Source organism: Sphingomonas kyeonggiensis, assembly GCF_014204495.1.
Classification (GTDB): Bacteria; Pseudomonadota; Alphaproteobacteria; order Sphingomonadales; family Sphingomonadaceae; genus Sphingomonas; species Sphingomonas kyeonggiensis_A.
This window is the reverse complement of the sequence record NZ_JACHLN010000003.1, coordinates 239,549-259,957: the sequence shown is the minus strand read 5'-3', so window position 1 is coordinate 259,957 and position 20,409 is coordinate 239,549. Positions and strand designations below refer to the sequence as shown.

The window sequence follows — 20,409 nt, the reverse complement described above, 5'->3', positions numbered from 1 at the left end:
CAATTCTTCTGGGCGGGGAGGGGAAGGGCGCTACCCGGAGGCAGCGCCCGATCCCGTTATTCCGCCGCCTCGGCCAGGCCGGCGTCGTCCTCGGTGCCGTCTTCCAGCGCCTTGAGTTCGACGTTGAGGCCCAGCGAGCGCATTTCCTTGACGAGCACGTTGAAGCTCTCGGGGATGCCGGCCTCGAAGGTGTCGTCGCCCTTGACGATCGCTTCGTAGACCTTGGTGCGGCCGACCACGTCGTCCGACTTCACCGTCAGCATCTCCTGCAGCGTGTAGGCAGCGCCATACGCCTGCAGGGCCCAGACCTCCATTTCGCCGAAGCGCTGGCCACCGAACTGCGCCTTGCCGCCCAGCGGCTGCTGGGTGACGAGCGAGTACGGGCCGATCGAACGCGCGTGGATCTTGTCGTCCACAAGGTGGTGGAGCTTCAGCATGTAGATGATGCCCACGGTAACCTTGCGGTCGAACGCGTCGCCGGTGCGGCCGTCGAACAGGGTCGACTGGCCCGAGGTATCGAGACCCGCCAGCTCCAGCATGTCCGAAACGTCAGCCTCACGCGCGCCGTCGAACACCGGGGTGCCCATCGGAATGCCCGTGCGGACGTTCTGGATCAGCTCGTTGACCTGCTCGGGGCTGCGCGCCTCGATCTCTTCGGCATAGTGATCGCCATAGACGACCTTGAGGCGGTCCTTGACGGCGTCGGGCATCTCGCCCGCAACCGCTTCCGGATTCTGCTCGCGCCACTCTTCGAGCTGCTTGGCGACCTGCATGCCCAGGTTGCGGGCAGCCCAGCCAAGATGCGTCTCGAAGATCTGACCGACGTTCATGCGCGAAGGCACGCCGAGCGGGTTCAGCACCAGGTCGACCGGGGTACCGTCCTCGAGGAACGGCATGTCTTCCTGCGGCAGGATCCGCGAGATGACGCCCTTGTTGCCGTGACGGCCGGCCATCTTGTCGCCCGGCTGCAGCTTGCGCTTCACCGCGACGAAGACCTTGACCATCTTGAGCACGCCCGGCGGCAGCTCGTCACCGCGCTCGAGCTTCTCGCGGCGGTCCTCGAACTTGTCCTTGATGCGCTTCACGGCCTCGTCATACTGGCCCTTCACCGCCTCGAGGTCGCCCTGGACCTTGTCGTCAGCGACGGCGAACTTCCACCATTCGTGACGATCCACGCTGTCGAGCAGGTCGGCGTCGATCTCGGCGCCCTTCTTCAGGCCCTTCGGCGTCGCGGTCGCGACTTGGCCGAGCAGCATCTCGCGCAGACGCGACCAGGTCGCGCGGTTGAGAATGTTGCGCTCGTCGTCGCTGTCCTTCTTCAGGCGCTCGATTTCCTCGCGCTCGATCGCCAGGGCACGCTCGTCCTTGTCGATGCCGTGACGGTTGAACACGCGGACGTCGACGATCGTGCCGGCCACGCCCGGGGGCAGGCGGAGCGAGGTGTCGCGCACGTCGCTGGCCTTTTCGCCGAAGATCGCGCGGAGGAGCTTCTCTTCCGGCGTCATCGGCGATTCACCCTTCGGGGTGATCTTGCCGACCAGGATGTCGCCCGGCTCCACTTCGGCGCCGACATAGACGATGCCGGCCTCGTCGAGGTTGCGCAGCGCTTCCTCGCCGACGTTCGGGATGTCGCGGGTGATGTCCTCCGGCCCGAGCTTGGTGTCGCGGGCCATCACTTCGAACTCGTCGATATGGATCGACGTGAACACGTCGTCCTTCACGATCCGCTCGGAGATCAGGATCGAGTCCTCGTAGTTGTAGCCGTTCCAGGGCATGAACGCGACGAGCGCGTTGCGGCCCAGGGCCAGCTCGCCGAACTCGGTCGACGGGCCGTCGGCGATGATGTCGCCGGCGTTGACCGTCTCGCCCACCTTCACCAGCGGACGCTGGTTGATGCAGGTCGACTGGTTCGAGCGCTCGAACTTCATCAGCGTGTAGATGTCGACGCCGCTCTCTTCCGCCGAGACCTCGCCGGTCGCGCGGATGACGATACGGGTCGCATCGACCTGGTCGACGACGCCGCCGCGGCGAGCCGCGATCGCGGCGCCCGAGTCACGGGCGACGGTCTCTTCCATGCCGGTGCCGACGAAGGGCGCTTCCGCCTTCACCAGCGGCACGGCCTGGCGCTGCATGTTCGAGCCCATCAGTGCGCGGTTCGCGTCGTCGTTTTCCAGGAACGGAATAAGCGACGCTGCGACCGAGACGAGCTGCTTCGGCGACACGTCCATCAGCGTCACCGTCTCCGGCAGCGCCATCAGGAACTCGCCGGCCTGGCGGGCCGAGATCAGCTCTTCGGTGAAGCGGTGATCGGCATCGACCTCGGCCGAAGCCTGCGCGATCGTGTGCTTCGCCTCTTCCATTGCCGACAGATAGACGACCTCGTTGGTCACCACGCCGTCGATCACCTTGCGGTACGGGGTCTCGATGAAGCCATACTTGTTGACGCGCGAGAAGCTCGCCAGCGAGTTGATCAGACCGATGTTCGGGCCTTCCGGCGTTTCGATCGGGCAGATACGGCCATAGTGGGTCGGGTGAACGTCGCGGACTTCGAAGCCTGCGCGCTCACGGGTGAGACCGCCCGGCCCGAGCGCCGAGACGCGACGCTTGTGCGTCACTTCGGAGAGCGGGTTGGTCTGGTCCATGAACTGCGAGAGCTGCGACGAGCCGAAGAACTCGCGAACCGCGGCAACCGCCGGCTTCGCGTTGATCAGGTCGTTCGGCATCACGGTCGACACGTCGACCGAGCTCATGCGCTCCTTCACGGCGCGCTCCATGCGGAGCAGGCCGACGCGGTACTGGTTCTCGAGCAGCTCGCCCACCGAACGCACGCGACGGTTGCCGAGGTTGTCGATGTCGTCGACTTCGCCCTTGCCGTCCTTCAGGTCGACGAGCGTCTTGACGACAGCGAGGATGTCCTCGGTGCGCAGCGTGGTGACGGTGTCCTCGGCGTCGAGGTCGAGGCGCATGTTGAGCTTCACGCGGCCCACGGCCGAGAGGTCATAGCGCTCCGGATCGAAGAACAGGCCGGCGAACAGCGACTCTGCGGTCTCGAGCGTCGGCGGTTCGCCGGGGCGCATGACGCGATAGATGTCGGCAAGCGCCTGCTGACGCTCCTCGGCCTTGTCGGCGGCGAGGGTGTTGCGGATCCACGGACCGGTCGAGATATGGTCGATGTCGAGCAGCTCGACGCGGTCGATGCCGGCCTTGTCCAGCTTCTCCAGGTTCTCGGCCGAGACTTCGTCGCCGGCTTCGATATAGATCTCGCCGGTCGCCTCGTTGATGAGGTCATAGGCCGAATAGCGGCCGAAGATCTCGTCGGTCGGGATCAGCAGGGTCTCGAGACCGTCCTTCTGCGCCTTGTTGGCGGCGCGCGGGCTGATCTTCTGGCCGGCCGGGAAGATCACTTCGCCCGACTTGGCGTCGACGATGTCGAACGACGGCTTGGCGCCGCGCCAGTTGGTCGGGTCGAACGGAATCTGCCAGCCGTTCGGGCCGCGGACGAAGGTCACGCGGTTGTAGAAATAGTTGAGGATGTCCTCGCCGCTCAGGCCCAGGGCATAGAGCAGCGACGTCACCGGCAGCTTGCGCTTGCGGTCGATGCGGACGTTGACGATGTCCTTGGCGTCGAACTCGAAGTCCAGCCACGAGCCGCGATACGGGATCACGCGCGCGGCGAAGAGATACTTGCCCGAGGCATGGGTCTTGCCGCGGTCATGGTCGAACAGCACGCCCGGCGAGCGGTGCATCTGCGACACGATCACGCGCTCAGTGCCGTTGATGAAGAAGGTGCCGTTCTCGGTCATGAGCGGCATGTCGCCCATGTAGACGTCCTGCTCCTTGATATCGAGCACCGAACGGGCTTCCGTATCGGGGTCGACCTCGAACACGATCAGGCGCAGGGTAACGCGCATCGGAGCAGCATAGGTGATGCCGCGCTGGCGGCACTCTTCCACGTCGAACTTCGGATTCTCGAGCTCGTAGTTCACGAAGTCGAGCTCGGCGGTGCCGGCGAAGTCGCGGATCGGGAAGACCGAGCGCAGGGTCTTCTCGAGGCCGGAGACGTAGCCGATCGAGGGATTGGACCGCAGGAACTGCTCGTAGGATTCGCGCTGAACCTCGATCAGGTTCGGCATCTGCACCACTTCGTGGATGTCGCCGAACACCTTGCGGATGCGGCGCTTGAACGTGCCGCCCTCGATTGCCTTGGTTGCCATGGGTGTTTTTGCCTCGTCAGCCGTAATTTCGGTGCCCCTGTCCGGGGCCGGGACGTGCGGAAAGACGCAGAAAAAGCCGCGCGACTCCCATTTCGGGTTTCGGCAGCTTTCAGCGTCTTATGAGACCGCGACCCCAATTCGCCCGATGCGTTGCGCGACGACGCATCATTTCCCGGAGCCGTGGTAGGAAGCGCGATATAGGTAGGCGGTGGCTTTCTGTCAAACCGGTGCAAGCCGGGTTTGGCGGAAACTGCCCATGCGGCTAGCCTGATGGCGAAAGGAAACGGGATGACGGAGCGCAGCTACAAGACGCCCGGCGTCTATGTCGAGGAGATCCCGTCGCCGGTACCGGAAGTGCAGGGCGTGACTACCGCGATGCCCGCCTTTATCGGCTTTACGGAGTTCGCGGCGTTCGGCGCCTATGGCGAAGCGGTGCGGATATCATCGGCGCAGGAGTTTGCGTTCCGGTTCGGCGGCATGCCGCCCGCCGGCGCCACGTTCCAGCTCGCCGCCCAGATCGGGCTGTTCTTCGCCAATGGCGGCACGGCCTGCCAGGTGATTTCCGCCGGGAGCTATTGGGAAGGGCAGGCGCCGGAGACGGCGCCCGAAGCAACCGGGGACTGGCGGCTTGCCGCGCCTGTGGCGGACGCGCTGCTGGCCGCGCTCGCGGTGGCCGGGGAGGTCGCGGAGATCACCATGCTGGTCGTGCCCGAGGCCTGCCTGCTCTCCACGCCTGATCATGCGCGCCTGATCCAGGCGATGCTCCGCCAGGCCGGCACCTTGCGGAACCGGATGGCGATCCTCGATCTGCCCGGCTGCATTCAGGCAGCCGACCTGCCGGCGCTTCGCCAGGCGCGCGCCGATCTCGGCGCGGCGCTGGCGCCGGTTGCGGAATTTGCAAGCTATGGCGCGGCCTATGCCCCGGCGCTGAAGCTGCAATATCCGGGCGGGCCGGGTGCCGACCTGGTCACCCCGCCCAGCGGCGCGGTTGCCGGGGTCTGGGCGCGGAGCGATCTTGCGAAAGGCGTCTGGGTCCCGCCCGCCGGCGTTCAGTTCGAGGTCGTCGCGGATCCGCAGTCCGGCGGCGTCGCGGATCTGGCTTTTCGAATGGGCGGCGACGAGCAGGGGGATTTCAACGCGCCGCTGGACGGCGTGGCCGTCGACATCCTCCGTTTCATCCCCGGCTACAATCTCGTGGTCTGGGGTGCGCGCACGCTCGACGGGAACAGCGACGATTGGCGCTATCTCGCGGTCCGCCGTGCCTGCATCTATGTCGAGCAGTCGATTGACCGGGCGATGCAGGCCTTCGCCTTCGAGCCCAACAACAGTTCGACCTGGGGCAGGGTGAAGGCCATGGTCGAGAACTTCCTTGTCACCTTGTGGCAAGCGGGCGCCTTGCAGGGTGCCAAGCCCTCCGACGCCTATTTCGTATTGGTCGGGCTGGGCACGACGATGACGGCGCAGGACGTGGCGGAGGGCAGGCTGCGTCTCGAGATCGGGGTGGCGATAGCGCGTCCCGCCGAGTTCATCCTTTTGGGGATCGAGCAGGAAATGCAGACGGCCTAATCCTGCGTGAACGTTGAATTAACAGCGTTATTCATCGCTTCCCTCCCACTGTTCATCGCAGTTTCGAGCCTCCTTCGCGACGGAATCCGGGTTCCATTCATTGAACCTGCGACATGAAGGAGAGACCTGTAATGCGTACCACCCGTGCCGCGCTGTTTCTCGGCGCCGCTTTCCTCGCCGTTCCTGCCTTCGCGCAGGACGCTCCCCAGCAGGTGACGCCGCCGCCGATCATGACGACTCCGGCACCTGCGCCCGCGCCGGCGGCCCAGCCGCAGGTGGTGATCCAGCCCTCGGCCCCGGTCGTCCAGTCGATCCCGTCGGTCGAGGAGCAGCAGCGCGGTGCCGCCGCCGCGGATGCGCCGGCGCCGGCCGAGCGCCGCGCGACCGCTACCCGCACCACCACGACGCGGACTACCACCACCACCACCACGCGCACCGCGCCGGCCCCCGCGCGCCAGGCCGCCCCGGCGCCGACCGCCGAGACCCCGGTCGCCCCGCCGTCGCCGCCGGTGCAGACCGCGCCCGAGCCGCTGCCGCCCCAGGTCGAGCCCGCGCCCGCGCCCGAAGCCGCCGCGCCGGTGACGGCGGACACCGCCACCACGACCGAGCAGACCAGCAGCACCAGCATCGCCTGGCCGTGGCTGCTCGGCGGCGTCGCGCTGCTGGTCGCCGGCCTTGCCGTGTTCCTGCTCGCCCGTCGCCGCCGCAACGACGAGGCGACCACCACCGATCCGGTCTATGTCGAGCCCGCCTATGTCGCCCCCGTCGCCGTGGAGCCGGTTGCCGCGCCCGACGCCGCCGTGATCGTCCCGCCCGTCAACGAGCGCATCGATCCGCGCGTCGTCCCGCCCGCGATCGAGCCGGTCGTCGCCGAGCAGGAAGCCGAGCTCGCCGATGCCAGCAAGGACGACCTTGCCGGCGTCGCCGACGCCACCGCCCCGGTCGCGCACCGCCCGTGGATCGAGCTCGGCCTGCGCCCGGTGAGCGCCGGCACCACCGAGGAGGAGGCGATGGTCGATTTCGAGCTGACCGTCGGCAATTCGGGCGACACCGAGGCTCGCAACGTCCGCATCTCGAGCTTCATGCTCGCCGATGAGGCCGAGGGCAGCGAGATGGAGCGCATGCTCACCGAGCGCCGCGCCGACACGATCGTCCCGCCGGTCTCGATCGAGCCGGGCGACGGCACCCGGGTCGACGCCCACCTCGCGGTGCCGAAGGGCGACCTGGGCCGCGTCTTCAACCCGGTCGTCGTCGCCGAGGCCCGCTACACCCTGCCGGACGGCAGCGAGGCGCGCACCGCCGCCGCGTTCCGGATCGGCCGCCCGGCCTATGAAGGCGGCATCGGGGCGATCGGCGCGTCGCGCCCGCACGTGACCGACGACCTTGCCGCCGAACTCTACGGCCAACCCGAGCACGCCTGATCCCTGACATATCGAGGACACAAGAGCCCGCTTCTTCCGAAAGGGAGGAGCGGGCTCTTTCCTTGCGGAGGGATTTGGGCCTACGAGAAGCCATTCCTCAGGGAGATAACATCACATGAACAAGAAGTCGTTGCTCGCACTGGCCGCGGGGACCGCGATCCTCACCGCCACCGCCGTCCAGGCCCAGGAAAGCCCCGCGCCGGCCCAGGCGCCCGCCGCGTTCAACGATATCCCGCCCAACTTCCAGCCGCCCGCGCTCCCGGCCGACTATATCAAGCGCGAAGTGATGATCCCGATGCGCGACGGGGTGAAGCTCTACACGGTGATGATCATCCCGAAGGGCGCGAAGAACGCCCCGATCCTGTTCACCCGCACCCCCTATAACGCCGCCGGCCGCGTCGTCCGCACCGAGAGCGGCAAGATGATCAACACGCTGCCCGAGGGCGACGAGGTGTTCGTCAAGGCGGGCTATATCCGCGTGTTCCAGGACATTCGCGGCAAGTACAAGTCGGAAGGCGATTACGTCATCACCCGCCCGCCGGTCGGCCCGCTGAACCCGACCAAGGTCGACCACATCACCGACGCCTATGATTCGATCGACTGGATGGTGAAGAACGTCCCGGAGACCAACGGCAAGGTCGGCATGCTCGGCTCGTCGTACGAGGGCTTCACCGTGGTGATGGCGCTGATGGGCCCGCACCCGGCGCTCAAGGTCGCCGCGCCCGAGAGCCCGATGATCGACGGCTGGATGGGCGACGACTGGTTCCACCACGGCGCCTTCCGTCTCGCCAATATCGGCTGGATCGGCGCGCAGACCGGCTACAAGGGCGCCGGCAAGGCCCCGCCGCGCCCCGACTGGGACGACTACGAGACCTTCCGCAAGGTCGGCTCGGCCGGCGACTGGGCCAAGAAGTTCGGCTACGACCAGCTGCCCGCCTGGAACAAGATGAGCCAGCACGTCTCCTATGACGCCTTCTGGCAGGGCCAGGCGCTCGACAAGCTGCTCGCCGCCAACCCCTCGAACATCCCGACGCTCTGGGAGCAGGGCATCTGGGATCACGAGGACATGTACGGCGCGATCCACGCCTGGGAGGAGCTGCAGAAGACTCCGCAGGCCGACAAGAACTTCCTGCTGATGGGCCCGTGGCGCCATTCAGGCTTCAACTATAACGGCTCGACGCTCGGCCAGCTCAACTTCGAGGGCGACACCGCGCTCCAGGCGCGCCGCGATATCCTGCTGCCCTTCTTCAACGCCTATCTGAAGGACGGCGCACCGCCCTTCACCCCGGCCAAGGCGAGCTTCTACAACACCGGCGAGAACCGCTGGGACTATCTCAACAAGTGGCCGCTCGCCTGCGAGGCCAATTGCGACGCCAAGCTGACTCCGATCTACCTGAAGCCCGCCGAGAGCCTCGGCTTCGACAAGCCGGCCGCCGGCTCGGACAGCTATGTTTCCGATCCCGCCAAGCCGGTGCCGCATCTGCCGCGTCCGGTGAACTTCCAGGACGGTCGCTGGTCGACCTATCTCGTCACCGACCAGCGCTTCGTCGATGGCCGGCCGGACGTGATGACCTATGTCACCGATGTGCTGACCGCCCCGGTCCGCGTCTCGGGCGCGCCGCTGGCGGACATCTTCGCCAAGACCACGGGCACCGACGGTGACTTCGTGGTCAAGGTGATCGACGTCTATCCGGACGACTATGTGACGAAGAAGGAGATGGGCGGGTTCCAGCTGCCGATCTCGATGGACATCTTCCGCGGTCGCTATCGCAACTCGTTCGAGCACCCGACCGCCATTCCGGCGAACAAGGTGCAGGAATACAAGTTCCGCCTGCCGACGGTGAACCACGTCTTCCAGCCGGGCCACCGGATCATGGTGCAGGTCCAGTCGAGCCTGTTCCCGGTCTATGACCGCAACCCGCAGAAGTTCGTGCCGAACATCTTCTTCGCCAAGCCGGAAGACTATCAGAAGGCGACCGTGACGCTGATGTATGGCGGCGCGAACTCGAGCAGCGTGCTGCTGCCCGTGGTGCCGCTCGACCAGTCGGCGAACGCGCAGAAGTAAGGCGAAACGGGGGAGGGGCCGCCACTGCATCCTCCCCCGCATCCCGCGTCATCTCATCAGCGCACTCTCTGGCCGCCCCCATTCGTCATCCCGGCGAAAGCCGGGATCTCATGCGGCGGGGTTTCGGGTATCAACCATTCAGCTCTCTGTTCCCCGGCGAAAGCCGGGGCCCAGGGTTTCTCTGCCGTCCCGCTTGTGGCCCTGGGGCCCGGCTTTCGCCGGGGAACCGCTGAACCAGCCGCTGCATCTGAACCCGGAGACGCTCCGTGGAGCGAAACCCCCTAAACCTCTTCCCATCTCGGTGTGCCGATGGAATAACTCACCTTCGACTCATCCTTCGGAGGAACTGATGCGTAAATGGAGCCTCGCGCTCGCACTGGCCGCGACTGCGCTTCCCGCGCTCGCGCATGCCCAGGCGGCGCAGCCCGCCGCGGCGAGCAAGCTGCATGTCGACACGCAATATTTCACGCTGCCCAACGGCCTGCGCGTCGTCCTGACCAAGGATACGATCGCGCCGACGGTGACGGTCGGTGTCTATTACGGCATCGGCTTCCGCGTGGAGCCGCGGGACCGCACCGGCTTCGCCCATCTGTTCGAGCATCTGATGTTCCAGGGATCGAAGCACGCGCCCAAGGGCGTGTTCGACACCACGATCACCAATTCGGGCGGGGTCAACAACGGCTCCACCCGCTTCGACTTCACCAACTATTACGAGATCGTCCCTTCGGGCGCGCTCGAGCGGATGCTGTGGCTCGAGGCGGATCGGATGGAGAATCCGGTGATCGACGATGTCGTGCTCAAGAACCAGCAGGGCGTGGTCGGCAACGAGGTCAAGGTCAACGTCCTCAACCAGCCCTACAGCACCTGGCCGTGGATCGACCTGCCGATGCTGGCCAACACCAACTGGTACAACAGCCACAATTTCTACGGCGATCTGAAGGAGATCGAGGCGGCGACGGTGCCCGACGCCCAGGCCTTCTCCAGGGAGTTCTACCGGCCGAACAACGCCGTGCTCGTGATCGCCGGCGACATCGATTACGCCGCGACCCGGGCGATGGTGGAGAAGTATTTCGCCCCGATCCCCTCGGCCGCGCCGGTCAAGCAGCCGGACATTTCCGAGCCGCGCCAGACCGCCGAGAAGTTCAAGAGCCGGGTCGATGCGCTGGCGCCCAAGCCCGGTTATGCCGCCGGCTATCACGTGCCCGATCGCGGCACGCCCGAATGGTATGCGATGGGGCTGATCGACCAGATCCTCGTCCAGGGCGATGACAGCCGGCTGTTCCGCAAGCTGGTGACCGATACCGGCATCACCGGCGAGCTGTCGGGCGGGATCAATGCCGATCTGGGCAACATGTTCAACTATCGCGGGCCGATGCTGTGGAGCTTCAGCTTCACCCATGACCCGACCCACAGCACCGCGCAGATCACCAGGGCGGTGGACGAGGTGATCGAGGAACTGCGCACCAAGCCGGTGAGCGCCGCCGAACTGCAGCGCGCCCGCACCAAGATGCGCTCGGACCTGTACGGCACGATCGACGGGGGCGGCCGGGTAGGGCTGATCGACCTGCTCGCCGTCTATGCGCTGTTCGACAATGATCCGACCGCGGTGAACCGGATCGAGCAGGGCTTCGCCAAGGTGACGCCCGAGCTGATCCGGAAGACCGCCCAGGAATATCTCCGCACGACCAACCGCTCGGTCTACGTCATCGAGCCGGGTGCCCAGGCCAAGGGAGGCAAGTGATGAAGCGCGCGCTCCTCGCATTCACGGCGCTGGTCGCCGTCACCACCCCGGCGCTGGCGCAGGACAGGTTCCCGCCCGCGCCGCCGATCGCCGATCCCAAGCCGTTCACGCTGCCGGCGACCGAGACCTATACGCTCCCCAACGGGCTGCAGGTCACGCTGATCCCCTATGGCATCGCCCCCAAGACGGTCGTGTCGCTGCGCGTCCGCGCCGGCGCGGTCAATGAAGGCGATGCGGTGTGGCTGTCCGAAGTCACCGGCGCGCTGATGAAGGAAGGTGCCGCCGGCAAGACCGCGTCCGATCTCGCCGCCGCCGCGGCGGGGATGGGCGGCCAGCTCAACGTCAGCGCCGGCATGCAGTCGACCACGGTGAGCACCAATGTGCTTTCCGAATATGCGCCGGATGCGATCCAGCTGCTTAGCGACGTGGCGGTCCGCCCGACGCTGCCGGCGAGCGAGCTTGCCCGGGTGAAGGCCAATCTCGGCCGCCAGCTCTCGGTCGCGCTGTCGCAGCCGGGCACGCTGGCGGACGTTGCGCTGGGCCGCACCGTCTATGGCACCAGCCACCCCTATGGCCGGATCATCCCGAGCGCGGCGCAGCTCCAGGGCTATACGATCGACCAGGTGAAGGCCTTCCATGCCGGCCAGTTCGGCGCGAAGCGCGCGCGGCTCTATGTCGCCGGCCGGTTCGACACGGCGGCGGTGAAGGCGGCGATCGAGAAGGCGTTCGCCGGCTGGCAGGCCGGTCCCGATCCGGTGGTGCTGCAGAGCCCGCACCAGCCGGGTCCGAAGATCGTGCTGGTCGATCGCCCCGGCGCCCCGCAGGCGACGTTGCGCCTAGCCTTCGATGCGAGCCGGGCGGGGACCGACGCCGACATTCCCCAGCGCGTCACCAATGCGCTGCTCGGCGGCGCGTTCAGCTCGCGGATCACGACGAACATCCGCGAGGATAAGGGCTATACCTATTCGCCCTATTCGGACGTCGAGTTCACCCCCGAGCAGGCGCTCTGGGGTTTCCAGGCGGACGTGACCACCGAGCATACCGGCGACTCGCTGCACGAGGTGTTCAAGGAGATCCGCCGGATGCAGACCGAGCCGGTCCCGGCCGAGGAAGCCAAGGGCATCCGTACCTATATGGCCGGGCTGTTCGCGATCTCGAACTCGACTTCGGGCTCGGTGGTCGGCACGCTGGCGACGCGCGACATCCTCGGCCTGCCGGGCGACTGGACCGAGCGCTATGTGCCCGCGGTGCTGGCGGTGACTCCGGAGCAGATGATGGCGTCCGCGAACGCCGCCTATCCGCTCGCCAAGCTCACCCTGGTCGTGGTCGGCGACCTCAAGACCGTGGTGCCCCAGCTCAAGGCCCAGCCCGAGCTGGCGAACGTCCCGATGACCACGGTGACGGTGCCGTGATTTATTGCGGATAGGCCTTTTGGCTGCTCCCCGGCGAACGCCGGGGCCCAGGGTTTCTCTGCCGACCGGCTTGTGACCCTGGCCCCCGGCTTTCGCCGGGGAACCGCTCCTGCCGGGCGCCATCGCCCTACCGAACCCCCAGCACCGTCCGCTTGAGGTCGGCGTACACAAGGTCGTTGCCCAGGCCGCTCGGATGGTCGCCGTCGAAGAACAGCGGCCGTCCGCCGGGCAGCGCCTCGCAGGTCTGGCCGGGGCAGAACAGGGGCAGGGGGTCCCACAGGATCGTCGGCTTCTCGCTGGCGACCAGCGCGCTCATCGCCCGCATCACGTGGCGGCGGCGCTCGAGCATCTGCTCGCGTTCGATTGTCAGCCCGTGGCACGACGGGTTGGCGCGGTTGAACCAGTCGGCGCAGCGGAAGACGGGGCTGGGGAAGACCGGCTTGGGCGCTTCCAGCACCAGCCGGGCGCCGCCGGCGGCGAGCCTCTGGGTGATGCCCCGGGCCTCGACAAGCGCGGTGTCCGACACCACATCCTCGCGGGCGCCGATCAGGTCGCGGTCATTCTCGAACTGGTTGGCGAGGCGGGTGAGGCGCAGGCCGGGGAGGAAGACCACGTCGCCGGGTTTCGAGCGGGCGGCGATCTCCGTTTCCACCGCTTCGTACCAGGCCGTGCAGCGCGGCCGCGAGGCATGGGTCTGGATGAGCTTGAGATAGGGGCAGCCGGGCTTGAAATAGAGCCGCACGCGCGCGCCCGTCTCGGCGGCGAGCCGTCGCAAAGCGGGCGAGTAAGCCAGCCCGTGCGAGTCGGCTGGGACGAACAGTGTGAATCCCTCCCCCTGCGCGCACCGGGCAGTCCAGGTCGCGATTCGACCCCCGCCGAGCCATTCCTCGGCATCGATCGGCGCGCAGCCGGTAAGGTCGAGCGGCAGGGGCCGGCGGGGCTCGGCATACCAGGCGAAGCGATCCCGGGTGACGCTCAGCGTGATCCGGTTATGCGCCGAGATGAGCAACTGCCCGCCTAGAGTAGCAACCAGAACGCCAGCCACCGCCACCGCAACGACCCGCCCGCGCGGCCAGCCGGCGAGGCGGCGGCTGGACCGCAGCGGCTTCTCGACCAGGAAATAGGAGAAGATCGCCAGCGCGACCGCGATCACCAGCGCGGCGAGCTGGTGCTGGAGCGTGTGCAGCCCCACGGTCCAGCGAAACAGCACGAATACCGGCCAGTGCCAGAGATAGAGCGAGTAGGAGAGCAGCCCCACCGCCACCATCGGTCGTCCGCCCAGCGCCCGCGGCGCCGTGCCGCCAAGGATCGCCATGATCGCCAGCGACGTGCCCGCCACCGGCAAGAGCGCGCCGGGGAAGGGGAAAAGCGGTCCCTCGGGGATCGCGAAGCCCGCCGCGATCAGCAGCATGCCCAGCGGCGCGATCCATCGCCGGCCTGCCGCCCAGGGCTGCCACCGCTCGCGGGTCAGGCAGAGCAGCATGCCGGTGCCCAGCTCCCAGAAGCGCGGGAAGATCAGGTAGAAGGCGAATTTCTGGGCGAAGATGCCCAGCACCGCGCAGAGCAGCAGCGACAGGGCGGAGAGGATCGCCACCAGCCGCACGGCTTTGGCGCCCGAATGCAGGCGGTGGTGCCACCACAGGATGAAGGGGAAGAACAGGTAGAACTGCTCCTCCACGCCCAGCGACCAGGTGTGGGTGAAGGGATTATACGCCGCCTGGGGACCGAAATAGCTGTCCGTATCCGTAGCCAGCACCACATTGCTGAGCCCGAAAAAGGCGAAACGGGCGACTTGGGACAGGCTGTTGCTCAGCCAGGCATCGGGGATGAACAATTGCGACGCCAGCAGCGCGACAAGCAGCATCACCACCAGTGCCGGCATGATCCGCATCAGGCGGCGGGCATAGAAATATGCCGTAAGCTGCCTGAAGCTGGTGAACTCGCGGCCGACCAGCGAACCCGTCACCACGAAGCCCGAGATGACGAAGAAGATGTCCACGCCGGTGAAGCCGCCGGGCAGCGACCAGGGCCAGAGGTGGAAGAGGATCACCGAAGTGACGGCAATGGCGCGCAGCCCGTCGATCGCCGGTATATAGCCGGGGCCAGGCCCCGATCGCTCGCCAGTCACCAATGTCTCCCCAGTGTTTCATCGCTGTAAGGGACGGAGACGGCAGGGACAATCCGCCCTCGACATGCGGCGAATGACGCGCGATGTGCAGCCGCGGTTCATCTTCGGAAGGCCAGGAAATGATGGTGAACGCTGGGAGGCTCAGAACTGTTTGGCTGTGTGGCTTGGCCGCGGCATCGATCGCCGCGCCGCTGGCGCATGCCCAGGATGCGCCGGCGCCGGGCTCCGGCCCCGCGCCGATCATCACCCCGCCGCCGAGCGTCCGCCCGCAGCCGCAACAATTGCCCGGCGTGATCCCCGAGCGGTTCAGCATCGCGCCGGCACCCAGCCCGACGCCCGCGCCAGTGCCGACACCCACGCCAACACCGGCAGCCCGTACCGCCACGCCGCAACCACAGCCCCAACGCGCAGCGCCTGTCGCCCGCGCGACCCCGGCGCCGCGCGAGGCTGCGCCGGTTGCGGCTTCGCCGACGCCGGCCGCGAGTCCGGCGTCGACGGTGGTGCCGAGCCCGGTCGCTCAGCCCATTCCTGCCCCCCAGCCGGCGCAGACCGAGCCCGCGCCCGAGCCGGCATCCGCAACTCCGCCCTGGCTCTGGGCCGCCGCTGGTGCCGGGGGCACGGCGCTGCTCGGGCTGGGCGGCTGGTTGCTGCTCGGCCGCCGTCGCCGCCGGGAAGAAGACGAGGTGGAGGCTTATGAGGCCGAGCCGGTGGCCGTTGCCGCCCCGCCGCTCCAGCCGCCGCCGGGCCTTGGTCGCGCGACGCCCGCGCCCGCACCCGCTCAGCCTGCTGTTCGGGCACCTGCACCGGTGGGCGCCGAGCCGTTCGAGCTTGGCATCAACCCGCACCGGATCGTGTTTGGCGAGAATGAAGTGCTGCTCGAATTCGAGCTGCTGATCGCCAACGGCACGGGTGCCGCGGCCGACAGCATCCGCGTCGCCTATGCCGCGATGAGCGCGCATGCCCGGCAGGACGAAGTGATCGCCGGCTTCCATGGCGGCCCGCCGGGCGAGCCGGGCGGACCACCCTTTGACCTGCCCGCCGGCGGCGGCGGCCGTATGCCGGTGCGTCTCGCGATTCCGCGCTCGGGCGTGAACGTGGTCGAGGTCGGCGGCCGGCCGATGTTCGTGCCGATCGTGCTGATCGACCTGCGCTGGCGCGGCGGGCTCAGCATCCGGCGCTTCGGCGCGGACTTCATCCTGGGCACGGCGGGGCAGGGCGACAAGCTCGGACCGATCTGGCTCGATCGCCCGGCGCCGACCGGACAGCTGGCGGCGAACCGCTATCTCGCAAAGCAGATGGCGGCGGCCTGATCCATCCAACAACGGGTCGGCGCCGACTCGCGAAAGTACACAAAGTACAGGCCAAGAGCGGGTTTTCGCGGCGCCTATTTCCCCTGTTTCCCCGGAAACACGTCGCATCTCGCAACATCGTTGCGCGCGCGTGATCCTATTTCTCCAACGGCGACAAAGAGCGGCCGGGTCGAGGCCGGCCGGGCGAGCCCAGCAGGCGAAATCCTACATTGCAAGCGGGGCGGCCGGTTGGGTGCGCCGCTGCTCCGGGAAGGCTGGAGGAATCAGTCGGGGGCCTCTTCGTCGAAGGGCGAAACCTGCCACTCGTCGTCGACCCGTTCCGCGATATGCTCGGGCGCGAGCATGCGCAGGCCGCCGAGATCCGGCTGGCGATCGAACAAGTGACTGATGCAGATCACGTCGAAATCGTCGTTCGCGGGGGAATGATCCCACTCGCCGCAGACAGCCTGCCAGTCACCATCCCAGTGGTGGATCATCACGCGTACCGGCCGTGTGCCGGCCAGCACATGTGGGCAAACGAGGCAGCGAATCTCGGCCATGCCTGCTTTCGATGCCGTGCCACGCCCCAAAAGAAAAGGGCGGCCCGTTGCCGGACCGCCCTGATCTGGTTCGCTGAAAAGCGAGAAGCTAGGAAGCTTACTTGACCTCGACGGTCGCGCCGGCTTCTTCGAGCTGCTTCTTGATCTTCTCGGCTTCGTCCTTGTTGACGCCTTCCTTGACAGCCTTCGGAGCCGACTCAACGAGAGTCTTGGCTTCGGTCAGGCCCAGGCCGGTGATGGCGCGGACTTCCTTGATGACGTTGATCTTCTTGCCACCGTCGCCGGTGAGGATCACGTCGAACTCGGTCTTCTCTTCAGCAGCCGGAGCAGCGGCGCCAGCGCCACCCGGGGCGGCAACGGCGACGGCAGCGGCGGCCGAGACGCCCCACTTCTCTTCGAGAAGCTTCGAGAGCTCAGCGGCCTCGAGGACGGTCAGTTCCGAAAGCTGGTCAACAAGTGCGTTAAGGTCAGCCATGATAAACTCCAATCAATTCAGGTGTTTAGGGATAAATAAGCTAGCAAGATCCGCTTATGCGGCGTCCTTGGCCGCATAGGCGCCGAAAACGCGCGCGAGCTGCGCGGCCGGTGCCTGCGTGACGGTCGCGAGCTTCGTTGCCGGAGCAACGATGAGGCCCACGAGCTTGCCGCGAAGCTCGTCCAGCGACGGCAGCGAGGCGAGTGCCTTGATGCCTTCCTGGTCGAGAACCTGCGTGCCCATTGCGCCGCCGACGATTTCGAGCTTGTCGTTCGTCTTGGCGAACTCGACCGCCACCTTGGCCGCAGCCACGGGGTCGATCGAGGTGGCGAGCGCCGTCGGACCCGTAAGCAGGTCGGCGATCGCCGCGTAATCGGTGCCGTCGGCAGCGATCTTGGCAAGCTTGTTCTTCGAGACCTTGTAGCTCGCGCCGGCCTCACGCATCTTGTTACGGAGGTCCGTCGACTGCTTGACGGTCATCCCGAGGTTGCGGGTGACAACCACCACGCCAACCTCGCCAAAGGTGCGGTTCAGCTCGGCAACGGCATCAGCCTTCTGGGAACGATCCATGCCGGTCTCCTCGTTATGAGCACCTCCCTTGCGGGAAATGCCCGGTTACAAAATGTCCGAGGGGAAGGATCGTCGTGCCCAGATCCCTGGGCATGACCCGCGCACTCCGCTCAGGGAGCCGCCGGTGAAAATCTGTCCCCGTCTAGGCGAGAGATTAAGCAGGGCAAATTCCCTGCACTCGCTGTCTCGGACGGTCACCTCCCGAAGGAGGAAGGCGCGCCAATAGCGATATTTGTGGATAAGTCAATTACGGCGGTGACGGACGCTCCGGCGTGTCTCGGATCGGTCTTATTCGTTTCGCCAATGTGTCTCACAACCGGAACGAGACTGCCATATCCCCCGCCTAGGGGCCGATGCTGCGGCGCAACGAAGCCGCGATTCCCAGGGGGATATATGACGGCTCGCCACGTTCTTCGTGCCACTGTTTGCGCAGCGGCTCTTTCCTTCACCGCCATGGCCGCGCCGGCCTATGCCCAGCAGGACCAGGCTGCGCCGTCCGACGAGGCGGGCGCACCGGAGAATGCCGGCGACCAGGCGATCCTCGTGACGGCCAAGCAGACCCGCTCGGCGACCGCGATCCCGGCCAGCGAGATCCAGAAGATCCTGCCGGGCGTCTCGCCGCTCAAGGCGATCCAGACGCTGCCCGGCGTGCTCTATGTCACCGCCGATCCCTGGGGCAACAACGAGCAGAACGCCCAGATCTTCATCCATGGCTTTGCCGGCAACCAGCTCGGCTACACGATGGACGGCATCCCGCTCGGCGACCAGAGCTACGGCAACTATAACGGCCTGTCGCCGCAGCGCGCGGTGATCTCGGAGAACGTCGCCCGCGTCGTCGTGTCGGCCGGCGCCGGCGATCTCGCGACCCCGTCGAACAGCAACCTGGGCGGCACGATCGAGACCTTCTCGTCCGATCCGACCCCGAGCTTCGGCGTGACCGCCAACCAGACGGTCGGCAGCTACAACACCTCGCGGACCTTCCTGCGTCTCGACACCGGCCTCGGCAAGGCGGGTACCGACTCCGCCTATTTCGCGATCACGCGCCACAAGGCCAAGGCATGGGACTTCAACGGCTGGCAGGGCGGCTGGCAGGGCAATGCCAAGTATGTGCACGACGATTCGGTCGGCAAGTTCACGCTGTACTTCGACTATAACGACATGAAGCAGCCGAACGAGGACGCCACCGTCTTCTTCAAGCCCTCGGCCGGCGGCACCGCCACCCCGGTGCAGCTCTACACGCCCTATACCAAGCCCTTCTCCTATCCGGACCTGGGCGGCTATCGCAGCTATATCAACGCACTGGGCAACTCGCCGGCCGCGGTGGGCAGCAACTACCGCAACTATTATTCGGACGCGCAGCGCACCGACCACCTGACCTATGCGCGGTACGAGGCGAAGATCGCCGACAATATCCGGCTGACCAACACCATCTATTATCACCACAATGACGGTGTCGGCGTCGTCGCCGGCCCGCTCGGCCAGTCGATCACCACGGCGCAGCCCTATCTCGATGCCGGCTATGCCGCGCTGCCGACCAATTGCCGCTTCGCCGCCAACGGCAACGGCGTGCGCCCCGCCGCCTGCACCGCGCGCACCGACGCGCAGCTGGCAGCGGTCGGTGCGGCGATGGTCGCGGCGACCGGCGGCTCGGGCCTGATCACCCGCACCACCGAATATCGCATCGATCGCGGCGGCGCGATCAGCTCGCTCAACGTCGAGCTGGGCAATCACAAGATCGAGCTGGGCGGCTGGTTCGAGCATAACAGCACCACCCAGTGGCGCCGCTGGTATGCCGTGCCCGTCGGCAGCCCGGAGCTCAGCACCCCGTACATCCGCCCGATCCGGGTGATGCAGCCGCTGTTCACCCAGTATCAGGGCGAGGCGCGGATCAACGAACTGCAGCTCCACATCCAGGACACCTGGCAGGTGTTCGAGCCGCTGCTCGTCCAGTTCGGCTTCAAGACCAGCGCGCAATGGGCCAATGGCTGGTATCCGGTGCAGCCCAAGCTCGGCTCGCTCTCCGGCCTGACCGGTGGCCTGCCCGAGGGCAAGATCAACACGCTCAAGTGGTTCCTGCCGGCCGTGGGCGCGACCTATGACGTCAACGGGCACGAGGAAGTCTATTTCAACGTCCAGAAGAACCTGCGCCAGTATCAGGCATATCTGGCCGGTGGCGGCGGCCCGTGGTTCACCGGCAGCCAGGCGGCGTTCAACGCCTTCGCCAATGACGGCAAGCCCGAGAGCAGCTGGACCTATGAAGCCGGCCTGCGCACCCACCGCAACTTCGGCGGCGGCATCGGGCTCGAGGCACAGGTCAACTATTACCATGTCGACTTCAGCGACCGCCTGCTGGCGATCTCGACCAATCCGGGCGGTATCGCGGGCGGCCAGATCGCCGGCGGCACCTCGATCCTGGTGAACGTGGGCGACGTGAAGACCAACGGCGTCGATGCGGCGTTCACGCTGCGCTTCGGCCGCGTCTTCTCGTTCTACAACGCCACGTCGTACAACCTTTCCAAGTACCAGAGCGACTATAGCTCGACCGCGACCGGCATCGGTGGCGCGACCAGCAGCTGCATCGGCGGCTATCTGGTGGTGGGCGGCGTCGTCCCGACCTGCGGCAAGCAGCTGCCGGGTACGCCGAAGTGGATGAACAAGAGCGTCGCAACGCTCAATGTCGGCCCGATCGAGGCGCAGCTGGTGGGCGACTATGTCGGCCGCCGCTACACCACCTATTCGAACGACGCGAGCATCGGCTCCTACTTCCTCACCTCGCTCAGCGTCGGCGTCGACCTGCCGGCGGACATGGTCGGGATGAAGAAGGCGAAGCTCAGCCTGAACGTCACCAATCTCGGCGACATCAAGGGCTGGTCGACCATCTCGGTGGGTTCGGCGACCAACAGCTACTCGGCCTATCCGATTGCGCCGCGCCAGTGGTTCCTGACCTATTCGTCGCAGTTCTGATCGG

12 protein-coding genes are annotated in these 20,409 nt (G+C 66.7%); 7 read left to right on the top strand and 5 right to left on the bottom strand.

The window, feature by feature from the left end; translation table 11 throughout:
• Positions 1-56: 56 nt before the first annotated feature.
• Positions 57-4,214 carry a DNA-directed RNA polymerase subunit beta gene (gene rpoB / locus HNP52_RS15500; RefSeq protein WP_184168541.1) on the bottom strand — a complete coding sequence of 1,386 codons (4,158 nt, stop codon included), beginning with the start codon at positions 4,212-4,214 and terminating at the stop codon, positions 57-59.
• A 288-nt stretch (positions 4,215-4,502) separates the two neighbouring features.
• Between rpoB and HNP52_RS15495 the strand changes: the two genes are divergently transcribed.
• The 5 genes from HNP52_RS15495 (at position 4,503) to HNP52_RS15475 (ending at position 12,419) form a co-directional block, all read left to right on the top strand.
• The gene (locus HNP52_RS15495) at positions 4,503-5,780 is read left to right on the top strand and encodes a phage tail sheath family protein (RefSeq protein WP_184168540.1); all 1,278 of its coding nucleotides are present in this window, start codon (positions 4,503-4,505) and stop codon (positions 5,778-5,780) included.
• A 131-nt stretch (positions 5,781-5,911) separates the two neighbouring features.
• A complete protein-coding gene (locus tag HNP52_RS15490) occupies positions 5,912-7,201 on the top strand; it encodes a hypothetical protein (RefSeq protein ID WP_184168539.1) in 1,290 nt (429 codons plus the stop codon).
• 115 nt (positions 7,202-7,316) lie between these two features.
• Complete coding sequence (locus HNP52_RS15485; RefSeq protein ID WP_184168538.1) at positions 7,317-9,266, top strand: CocE/NonD family hydrolase; 1,950 nt, start codon at positions 7,317-7,319, stop codon at positions 9,264-9,266.
• Between the two features lie 349 nt (positions 9,267-9,615).
• The gene (locus HNP52_RS15480; protein ID WP_184168537.1) at positions 9,616-11,007 is read left to right on the top strand and encodes a pitrilysin family protein; all 1,392 of its coding nucleotides are present in this window, start codon (positions 9,616-9,618) and stop codon (positions 11,005-11,007) included.
• A complete protein-coding gene (locus HNP52_RS15475; protein WP_184168536.1) occupies positions 11,007-12,419 on the top strand; it encodes a pitrilysin family protein in 1,413 nt (470 codons plus the stop codon). The genes HNP52_RS15480 and HNP52_RS15475 overlap by 1 nt, the downstream gene beginning before the upstream one ends.
• Before the next feature lie 127 nt (positions 12,420-12,546).
• Here the strand turns inward: HNP52_RS15475 and HNP52_RS15470 are convergent, their stop codons facing one another.
• Positions 12,547-14,547 carry an acyltransferase family protein gene (locus HNP52_RS15470; protein ID WP_184168535.1) on the bottom strand — a complete coding sequence of 667 codons (2,001 nt, stop codon included), beginning with the start codon at positions 14,545-14,547 and terminating at the stop codon, positions 12,547-12,549.
• Between the two features lie 164 nt (positions 14,548-14,711).
• On the opposite strand from HNP52_RS15470, the gene HNP52_RS15465 reads away from it, so the two are divergent.
• Complete coding sequence (locus HNP52_RS15465; protein WP_184168534.1) at positions 14,712-15,857, top strand: hypothetical protein; 1,146 nt, start codon at positions 14,712-14,714, stop codon at positions 15,855-15,857.
• 263 nt (positions 15,858-16,120) lie between these two features.
• Here the strand turns inward: HNP52_RS15465 and HNP52_RS15460 are convergent, their stop codons facing one another.
• The 3 genes from HNP52_RS15460 to rplJ all read right to left on the bottom strand — a co-directional run bounded on the left by HNP52_RS15460 (position 16,121) and on the right by rplJ (position 17,441).
• Complete coding sequence (locus HNP52_RS15460) at positions 16,121-16,396, bottom strand: hypothetical protein (protein WP_184168533.1); 276 nt, start codon at positions 16,394-16,396, stop codon at positions 16,121-16,123.
• Positions 16,397-16,493: 97 nt separating this feature from the next.
• The gene (gene rplL, locus HNP52_RS15455) at positions 16,494-16,871 is read right to left on the bottom strand and encodes a 50S ribosomal protein L7/L12 (RefSeq protein ID WP_086130246.1); all 378 of its coding nucleotides are present in this window, start codon (positions 16,869-16,871) and stop codon (positions 16,494-16,496) included.
• 54 nt (positions 16,872-16,925) lie between these two features.
• Entirely contained in the window at positions 16,926-17,441 is a 516-nt protein-coding gene (gene rplJ / locus HNP52_RS15450) for a 50S ribosomal protein L10 (protein ID WP_184168532.1), read from the bottom strand.
• Positions 17,442-17,894: 453 nt separating this feature from the next.
• Here rplJ and HNP52_RS15445 point away from each other — a divergent pair, with 453 nt between their 5' ends.
• Positions 17,895-20,405, top strand: coding sequence for a TonB-dependent receptor (locus HNP52_RS15445; protein WP_260396180.1), 2,511 nt, complete (start codon positions 17,895-17,897; stop codon positions 20,403-20,405).
• Positions 20,406-20,409 lie beyond the last annotated feature (4 nt).